Genomic DNA, 8016 nt, shown 5'->3' with positions numbered 1-8016 from the left:
CCGCCACGGCGTCCGCGACGGTGCGGACTCCGGTGCGCCGTCCCCGGCCGGCCACCGCGCGCCCGACCACCAGGCCCACCGGTCCCGACCAGCCCGCCACCGACCAGCCCGCCACCGGCCAGCCCGCCACCGACGAGGGGAGCCCGTCATGAGCCAGACCACCGCGAGCCTCCCGCCCGCGCCGCAGCCGTCCGCCGAGCTGCCCTCCACCGGTGACGAGGCCGTCGACGCCGCGATGGACCAGCTCCGCGCCCTGCTGGACGCGCCCGCGGACGAGGCGGGCCAGCACGACGCGCAGGTCCTGGCCGCCGTCCACGACGCCCTGCAGCGCCGCCTCAGCGTCACCGCGGGGTGAGCGTGGCCCAGCGCCGCCAGCGCCTGGACGCCGAGCTGGTGCGGCGGGGGCTGGCCCGCTCCCGGCAGCACGCCGGCGAGCTCGTCGGCTCCGGCCGCGTCACCGTGGCCGGCACCGCCGCGACCAAGCCCGCCACCCAGGTGGAGCTGAGCGCGGCGATCGTCGTGCGCCCCGACGCCACCGACCCCGAGTACGCCAGCCGAGGGGCCCACAAGCTCCGCGGCGCCCTGGACGCCTTCCCCGAGATCGACGTCACCGGCCGCCGGTGCCTCGACGCGGGGGCCTCCACCGGCGGGTTCACCGACGTGCTCCTGCGCGCCGGAGCGGCGTCGGTGGTCGCGGTCGACGTCGGGTACGGCCAGCTCGTGTGGTCCCTGCAGCAGGACGAGCGGGTGACGGTGATGGACCGCACGAACGTGCGCGAGCTCACCCCCGAGCAGGTCGCGCCGGCTCCCACCGTGGTGGTGTCCGACCTGTCGTTCATCTCCCTGGCGCTCGTGCTGCCCGCGCTGGCGCGCTGCGCCGCTCCCGACGCCGACCTGCTGCTCATGGTCAAGCCGCAGTTCGAGGTGGGGCGCGAGCGGCTGGGCTCCGGCGGCGTGGTGCGCGACCCGGCGCTGCGCGCCGAGGCGGTGCGCTCCGTGGCCGCCTCCGCGGCGGCCGTCGGCCTGCGCTGCCACGGCGTCACCGCCAGCCCCCTGCCCGGGCCCAGCGGCAACGTCGAGTACTTCCTGTGGCTGCGCCCCGGCCCGCCCCGCGACGAGGCCGAGGTCGCCGCGCTGGTCGACGCCGCCGTGGCCGCCGGCCCGACCGGCGCCGGGAGCGGGGCGTGAGCCGGCGGGTGCTCGTGCTGGCCCACACCGGACGGCCGGCGGTGGTGGCGACCGCGCAGGAGGTGGTGCGGCTGCTCGCCGCCGCGGGCCTGCACCCCGTGCTCCTGGCGGACGAGGCCACCGACCTGCCCGGCTGCACGGCCGTGGAGCGGGTGGAGCCCGGCGCGGTGGAGGGCCTCGAGCTCGTGCTCGTCCTGGGCGGCGACGGCACCGTCCTGCGCGGCGCCGAGCTCGTGCACGGCACGGACGTGCCGCTGCTCGGCGTCGACCTCGGGCACGTCGGGTTCCTCGCCGAGACCGAGCCGGAGGACCTGGAGCAGACGGTGCGGCACGTCGCCGAGCGCACCTACGCGGTCGAGGAGCGGCTCACGCTGGCCGTGGAGGTGCACCACGGCGGCGTCGTGACGGCCCGCTCCTGGGCGCTCAACGACGTCAGCGTGGAGAAGGGGAACCGCGAGCAGGTGCTGGAGGTCGTCACCGAGGTCGACGGCCGGCCGGTGTCCACCTTTGGCGGCGACGGCGTCGTGATGTCCACGCCGACCGGCTCCACCGCCTACGCCTTCTCCGCCGGGGGACCGGTGGTGTGGCCCGGGGTCGCCGCCCTGGTCATGGTGCCGATCGCCGCGCACACGCTCTTCGCCCGTCCGCTCGTCGTCTCCCCGGAGGCGGTGCTCGCCGTGGAGGTGCTCGAGCGCAACCGCACCCCCGCGGTGCTGTGGTGCGACGGGCGCCGGTCCATCGCCGTCCCGCCCGGCGCCCGCGTCGAGGTGCGCCGCGGCGCGCACCCCGTGCGCCTGGCCCGGTGCGCGCCGGGACCCTTCACCGACCGCCTCGTGGCCAAGTTCGGCCTCGCGGTGGGCGGCTGGCGGGGGCCCGACGAGACCCACCAGGAGATGCGCGGCGCCCCCGGCGCCACCCGACCGGTCGCAGGAGGCTGACGTGCTCGAAGAGGTCCGCATCCGCTCCCTGGGCGTCATCACCGACGCCACGCTGGAGCTCGGCCCCGGCCTGACCGTGATCACCGGCGAGACCGGCGCCGGCAAGACGATGGTCATCACCGGCCTCGGGCTGCTGCTGGGCGCCCGCTCCGACCCCGGGTCCGTGCGCACCGGGGCCGACAGCGCCCTGGTCGAGGGCCGGTTCGCCGTGGCCGAGGACGGCCGGGTGGCCGCCCGGGCCGCCGAGGCGGGCGCCGACCTCGACGAGGGGGCGCTGCTCGTCGCCCGCAGCGTCTCGGCCACCGGCCGGGGCCGGGCGCACGTCGGCGGGCGCGCGGCGCCGGTCTCGCTGCTGTCCGAGCTCGCGGACGACCTCGTGGCCGTGCACGGCCAGTCCGAGCAGGTGATGCTGCGCTCGCCGGCCCGCCAGCGCCAGGCCCTCGACCGCTACGCCGGGGACGCGGTGGCGGTGCCCGCCGCGGCCTACGCGTCCTGCTGGCGGCGCTGGCAGCAGGTCGAGCGCGACCTGGCCGAGATCGTCCGGGCCGCCCGGGAGCGGGCGGCCGAGGCGGAGCTCCTGCGCGCCGGCCTCGAGGAGGTCGAGCGCCTCGAGCCGCAGCCGGGGGAGGACCGCGCGCTGGCCGCCGAGGCCGACCGCCTCGACCACGCCGAGGAGCTGCGCGCCGCGGCCTCCCTGGCGCACGCGGCCCTGACCGGTGAGCCGGCGGGCGCCGACGAGGGGGCCGACGCGGCGTCCCTGCTCGACGCGGGCCGGCGCTCGCTGGAGGCGGTGCGCGAGCACGACCCCGCCCTCGCGGGGCTCGCCGACCGGCTGGCCGAGATCGGCTACCTCGTCGCCGACGTCGGTGCCGACCTGGCCGCGTACGCCGAGTCGGTGGACGTCGACCCGCTGCGGCTCGCGGCCGTGCAGGAGCGGCGCGCGGAGCTCACGGCGCTGGCCCGCACCCGGGGGGGCGACGTCGACGCCGTCCTGGAGTGGGCGCGCACCGCCGCACCGCGCCTGCTCGAGCTCGAGGGCGACGACGAGCGCGTGGAGGCCCTCGGTGCCGAGCGCGAGGAGCTGCGCGCCCGGCTGCTCGACCTGGCCGGGGAGCTCACGGCCGCCCGCACCCGCGCCGCAGCCGACCTGGGGGCGGCGGCGACGGCCGAGCTGCCCGGCCTGGCCATGCCGCACGCCGTGCTCACCGTGCAGGTCGAGCGCACCGGCGACGCCGTGGAGGACCTCGGACCGCACGGCGCCGACGAGGTGACCCTGCTGCTCCAGCCCTCCTCCGGCACCGCCCCCCGCCCGCTGTCCCGCGGCGCCTCCGGCGGCGAGCTGTCCCGCGTGATGCTCGCCCTCGAGCTGGTCCTCGCCGGGACCGACCCCGTCCCGACGTTCGTCTTCGACGAGGTCGACGCCGGCGTCGGCGGGCGCGCCGCGGTCGGCATCGGACGCCGCCTGGCCCGCCTGGCCCGCGAGCGCCAGGTGCTCGTCGTCACGCACCTGCCACAGGTGGCGGCGTTCGCCGACGCCCACCTCAAGGTCGCCAAGGCCAGCGACGGGCAGGTGACGGTCAGCGGCGTCCGGGCGCTGTCGGCGCAGGAGCGGGTGGCCGAGCTGGCCCGGATGCTCGCCGGCCAGGAGGACTCCGGCTCGGCCCGGGCGCACGCGGAGGAGCTGCTGGAGGCCGCGCGCGCCGAGGCCGCCACCCCGGAGCCGCCGGCGCGCTGAGCGCCGAGCACCCCCGCGGCACTGCTACCGTGGCAGTCCGTGGCGACGCGGGCATCAGCACAGAAGCGAGGGTCCTCGACGACCCGGCACATCTTCGTCACCGGCGGGGTGGCGTCCTCCCTGGGCAAGGGCCTGACGGCCTCCAGCCTCGGGCACCTCCTGCGCGGGCGCGGGCTGAGGGTCTCGATGCAGAAGCTCGACCCCTACCTGAACGTCGACCCGGGCACGATGAACCCGTTCCAGCACGGCGAGGTCTTCGTCACCGACGACGGGGCCGAGACCGACCTGGACATCGGGCACTACGAGCGGTTCCTCGGCGTCGACCTCGACGCCGCCGCCAACGTGACCACCGGGCAGATCTACTCCGCGGTGATCGCCAAGGAGCGGCGCGGGGAGTACCTCGGCGACACCGTCCAGGTCATCCCGCACATCACCGACGAGATCAAGGCGCGCATGCGCGCCCAGGCCGTGCCCGGGCCGGACGGCGTCCCGGACGTCATCATCACCGAGGTCGGCGGCACGGTCGGCGACATCGAGTCGCTGCCGTTCCTCGAGGCCGCGCGGCAGGTGCGCCAGGAGGTCGGGCGCGACAACGTCTTCTTCGTCCACGTGTCCCTGGTGCCCTACCTCGGCCCCAGCGGGGAGCTGAAGACCAAGCCCACCCAGCACTCGGTGGCCTCCCTGCGCAGCATCGGCATTCAGCCCGACGCGATCGTCCTGCGCTCGGACCGCGCCGTCCCCGACTCCACCAAGCGCAAGATCGCGCTGATGTGCGACGTCGACGAGGAGGCCGTCGTCAACTGCGTCGACGCGGCGTCCATCTACGACATCCCCAAGGTGCTGCACAGCGAGGGCCTCGACGCCTACGTCATCCGCAGCCTCGACCTCCCCTTCCGCGACGTGGACTGGAAGGGCTGGGACGAGCTGCTGCGCCGCGTGCACCGGCCGCTGCACACCGTGAAGGTGGCGCTGGTCGGCAAGTACATCGACCTGCCCGACGCCTACCTGTCGGTCACCGAGGCGCTGCGCGCCGGCGGGATCGCCAACGACGCGCGGATCGAGCTGCACTGGGTGGCCTCGGACACCTGCGACACCCCCGAGGGCGCCCGCCACCAGCTGTCCGGGGTCGACGCCGTCTGCGTGCCGGGGGGCTTCGGCGTGCGCGGCATCGAGGGCAAGCTCGGCGCGCTGCGCTGGGCCCGCGAGAACCAGGTGCCCACCCTGGGCCTGTGCCTGGGCCTGCAGTGCATGGTGATCGAGTACTCGCGCACCGTGCTCGGGCTCGAGGCCGCGAGCTCGACGGAGTTCGACCCCGAGGCCGCCGACCCGGTGATCGCCACCATGGCCGAGCAGGAGCACATCGTCTCCGGCGCCGGTGACCTCGGCGGCACGATGCGCCTGGGGCTGTACCCGGCCGTGCTCACCGAGGGGTCGGTGGTGGCGGGGGCCTACGGCGCCGAGCGCATCGAGGAGCGCCACCGCCACCGCTACGAGGTGAACAACGCCTACCGCGACCGCCTCGAGGCGGCCGGCCTGGTCTTCTCCGGGGTCTCGCCCGACCGCGCGCTGGTGGAGTTCGTCGAGCTGCCGCGCGACGTGCACCCGTACTACGTGGGCACCCAGGCCCACCCGGAGTTCCGCTCCCGGCCCGACCGCGCCCACCCGCTGTTCGCGGGCCTGATCGGTGCGGCGGTGGCGCGCCAGGCCGCCGGCCGCCTCCTCGAGGTCCCTGCGTGACCTCCGGTCCTTCCGCGTCGTCCGGTCCTTCCGCGTCGTCCGGTCCCCTCGACCGGCTCGCGCCGGCGCCCGTGATGGCGTCGGAGACCGTCTTCACCGGACGGGTCTGGGACGTCGTGCGCGACACGGTCGACCTGGGCGCGGCGGGCGTGGGCGCGGGGGAGGTGGTGCGCGAGTACCAGCGCCACCCCGGCGCGGTCGGCGTCCTGGCCCTGGACGAGCAGGGGCGGGTGCTGCTGCTGAGCCAGTACCGCCACCCCGTGCGCCACGTGCTGTGGGAGCTGCCCGCGGGCCTGCTCGACGTCGACGGCGAGGACCCCGCGGCCGCCGCCGCGCGCGAGCTGGCCGAGGAGGCCGACCTGCGGGCGGGCACCTGGCACGTGCTGCTCGACTGGTTCAACAGCCCCGGCGGCTCCGACGAGGCGTTCCGGCTCTTCCTGGCCCGGGACCTGTCGCCGGTGCCCGAGGCCGAGCGGCACGTGCGCGCGGAGGAGGAGGCCGGGATGGTCGCGACCTGGCTCCCGCTGGAGGAGGCCCGCGACGCCGTCCTGGCCGGGGCCCTGCACAACCCCAGCGCGGTCACCGGCGTGCTCGCCGCGTGGGCGGCCCGGGAGGGCGGCTGGTCCGCCCTGCGCCCCGCCGACGCGCCGTGGCCCTCCCACCGGGCCTACCGTTGACCTCGTGTTCACCAAGAAGCGCGCCTCCGAGGACCCCGCCGGCTCTGCTGCCCCCGCCGAGGACGACGGCCGGCTGAGCCGCGCCGCCTCCGACCTCGTCCGCCGCCTGGTCGACCTGGGGATCGACGGCGCGGGTCCGCTGCCCCCCGCCGCGCAGGCGGCCGAGGCGGCGCGGCGGGGCAGCGCCGGCACCGAGGACGCCATCGACTCCCTCGTCTCCTCGGCCACCCGCTCCGCGGCGGTCGGCGGCTTCGTCACCGGCCTCGGCGGCTTCGTGACGCTCCCGGTGGCCCTGCCGGCCAACCTGCTCGGCTTCTACGTCATCGCCACCCGCACCGTGGCCGGCACCGCCGCCCTGCGCGGCTACGACCTGTCCAGCCCCGAGGTGCGCACCGCGGTGCTCCTCAGCCTCACCGGCACGGACGCCCAGACCCTGCTGAGCCGCTTCGGCGTGGGCGGCACCGGTGGGCTGGTCGCCCGCCTCGCGCGCGGCCAGCTGTCCGGGCCGGGCCTCATGGTGCTCAACAAGGCGGTGGGCTTCCAGCTCGTCTCCCGCTTCGGCCGCTCGGCCCTGGCCCGCCTGGGCCGGGGCGTGCCGTTCGCCGGCGGGGTCATCGGCGGCGCGTCGGACGCCGTCGTGCTGCGCCGGATCGCCCGCACGGCGCGCGAGGCGTTCCCCCCGAAGGAGGCCGGGGTCTCGGCGGTGGGCTCGTGAGCCCGCGTCCCGGCCGGCGCGGCGCCTTCGGGGCGCTGTGGACCGCGGTGCGTCGTGGCCGGCGCCCCGGGGCGCCCGGCACCGCCACCCTCGTGCGCGCGATCCCGCGGATGGTCGCGGCGGCCCTCTCGGGCCGGTACACCGGCCTGAGCCGCTCGCGCTTGGGGATGATGGGGCTCGCCGCGGTCTACATCGCCTCGCCGGTCGACCTGGTGCCCGAGGGCCTCCTCCTCGTGGTCGGGCTGGCCGACGACGCCGCCGTGCTCGCGTGGCTCTCCGGCGCCCTGCTGTCCGAGACCGAGGCCTTCCTCGCCTGGGAGCGCACCGGCGCCACGGGCGAGCCCGGTCCCGCGCGCGGGACCGGCGCGGGGACCGGTCGCGGGCCCGACGGCGGCCCGGACGTCGTCCCCGGCGAGGTCATCCGCTGACGGCGGGGCGGCGGGCCGCTCCTGCCGCCCACAGGCAGCGCTGCTGACCCGCCGTCCACAGGGGCGCCGGCGCTCCTGACGGCGCCGCCCCCGCACGACGAGCCTCGGGGCATGACCTCGTCCCCGACCCAGCCGCCCGACGTCCTGCGCGTGGGCGACCCGCGCGAGCTGGTCGTCCTCGCGGCGCACACCCTCGGCTTCCGGCCCACCGAGAGCCTCGTCGCGATCAGCCTGCGCGAGCGCGGGCGCACCGGGGTGGTGGCCCGGGTCGACCTCGCGTCCGTCGCGGACCCCGGGCTCCTCGCGGCCCTGGCCGACCACCTCCTCGCGGACGGCGCCCGCGCCGCGGTCGTGCTCGTCCACAGCGAGGACGCCGGCCGCGCCGAGGACGACGGCCCCCCGCACCGGGCCGCGGTCGAGCGCCTCGCCGGCGAGCTGCGGCGGCGGGCGGTCGAGCCCGTGCAGGCCTTCCTCGTCGGCGGGGGCGTGCTGCGCTGCTACACCTGCCAGGGCGGCTGCTGCCCGGCCGAGGGGATCCCGCTGGAGGAGGCGGGGACCCAGGTGGCCGCCCGGCTGGTGGCCACCGGCAGCGCCGTCA

At 77.3% G+C, this 8016-nt stretch carries 9 protein-coding genes; all 9 read left to right on the top strand.

Translation table 11 applies throughout. The annotated features are described in order from the left end of the window. Positions 1-148 precede the first annotated feature (148 nt). Positions 149-355: a hypothetical protein gene (locus AC5FZL_RS13625; protein ID WP_493619427.1), complete on the top strand. Its 207-nt coding sequence runs from the start codon at positions 149-151 to the stop codon at positions 353-355. Between the two features lie 2 nt (positions 356-357). Continuing rightward, positions 358-1188, top strand: a complete 831-nt coding sequence (locus AC5FZL_RS13620; protein WP_493619429.1) for a TlyA family RNA methyltransferase — start codon at positions 358-360, stop codon at positions 1186-1188. A gap of 8 nt (positions 1189-1196) precedes the next feature. Beyond that, the gene (locus AC5FZL_RS13615) at positions 1197-2126 is read left to right on the top strand and encodes an NAD kinase (RefSeq protein WP_493619428.1); all 930 of its coding nucleotides are present in this window, start codon (positions 1197-1199) and stop codon (positions 2124-2126) included. A 1-nt stretch (position 2127) separates the two neighbouring features. Beyond that, complete coding sequence (gene recN, locus AC5FZL_RS13610) at positions 2128-3861, top strand: DNA repair protein RecN (RefSeq protein ID WP_493619426.1); 1734 nt, start codon at positions 2128-2130, stop codon at positions 3859-3861. 39 nt (positions 3862-3900) lie between these two features. Further along, positions 3901-5598, top strand: a complete 1698-nt coding sequence (pyrG, locus tag AC5FZL_RS13605; RefSeq protein WP_493619425.1) for a CTP synthase — start codon at positions 3901-3903, stop codon at positions 5596-5598. 74 nt (positions 5599-5672) lie between these two features. Beyond that, entirely contained in the window at positions 5673-6275 is a 603-nt protein-coding gene (locus AC5FZL_RS13600) for an NUDIX domain-containing protein (RefSeq protein WP_493619424.1), read from the top strand. Between the two features lie 4 nt (positions 6276-6279). After that, complete coding sequence (locus AC5FZL_RS13595) at positions 6280-6990, top strand: EcsC family protein (protein ID WP_493619423.1); 711 nt, start codon at positions 6280-6282, stop codon at positions 6988-6990. Next, positions 6987-7418 carry a YkvA family protein gene (locus AC5FZL_RS13590; RefSeq protein ID WP_493619422.1) on the top strand — a complete coding sequence of 144 codons (432 nt, stop codon included), beginning with the start codon at positions 6987-6989 and terminating at the stop codon, positions 7416-7418. The genes AC5FZL_RS13595 and AC5FZL_RS13590 overlap by 4 nt, the downstream gene beginning before the upstream one ends. A gap of 111 nt (positions 7419-7529) precedes the next feature. Next, a partial coding sequence (locus AC5FZL_RS13585) for a DUF4192 family protein (protein WP_493619421.1) occupies positions 7530-8016 on the top strand: 487 nt, incomplete at its 3' end.

This window comes from Quadrisphaera sp. DVD1, from assembly GCF_058932755.1.
Note: the sequence above shows the minus strand (reverse complement) of the source record. Positions and strands in the feature narration are given on the sequence as shown.

Excerpts from the sequence above, each read along its gene's own strand:
- AC5FZL_RS13625 (WP_493619427.1), top strand. The coding sequence starts at position 149 with ATGAGCCAGACCACCGCGAGCCTCCCGCCCGCGCCGCAGCCGTCCGCC.
- AC5FZL_RS13600 (WP_493619424.1), top strand. The coding sequence starts at position 5,673 with ATGGCGTCGGAGACCGTCTTCACCGGACGGGTCTGGGACGTCGTGCGC.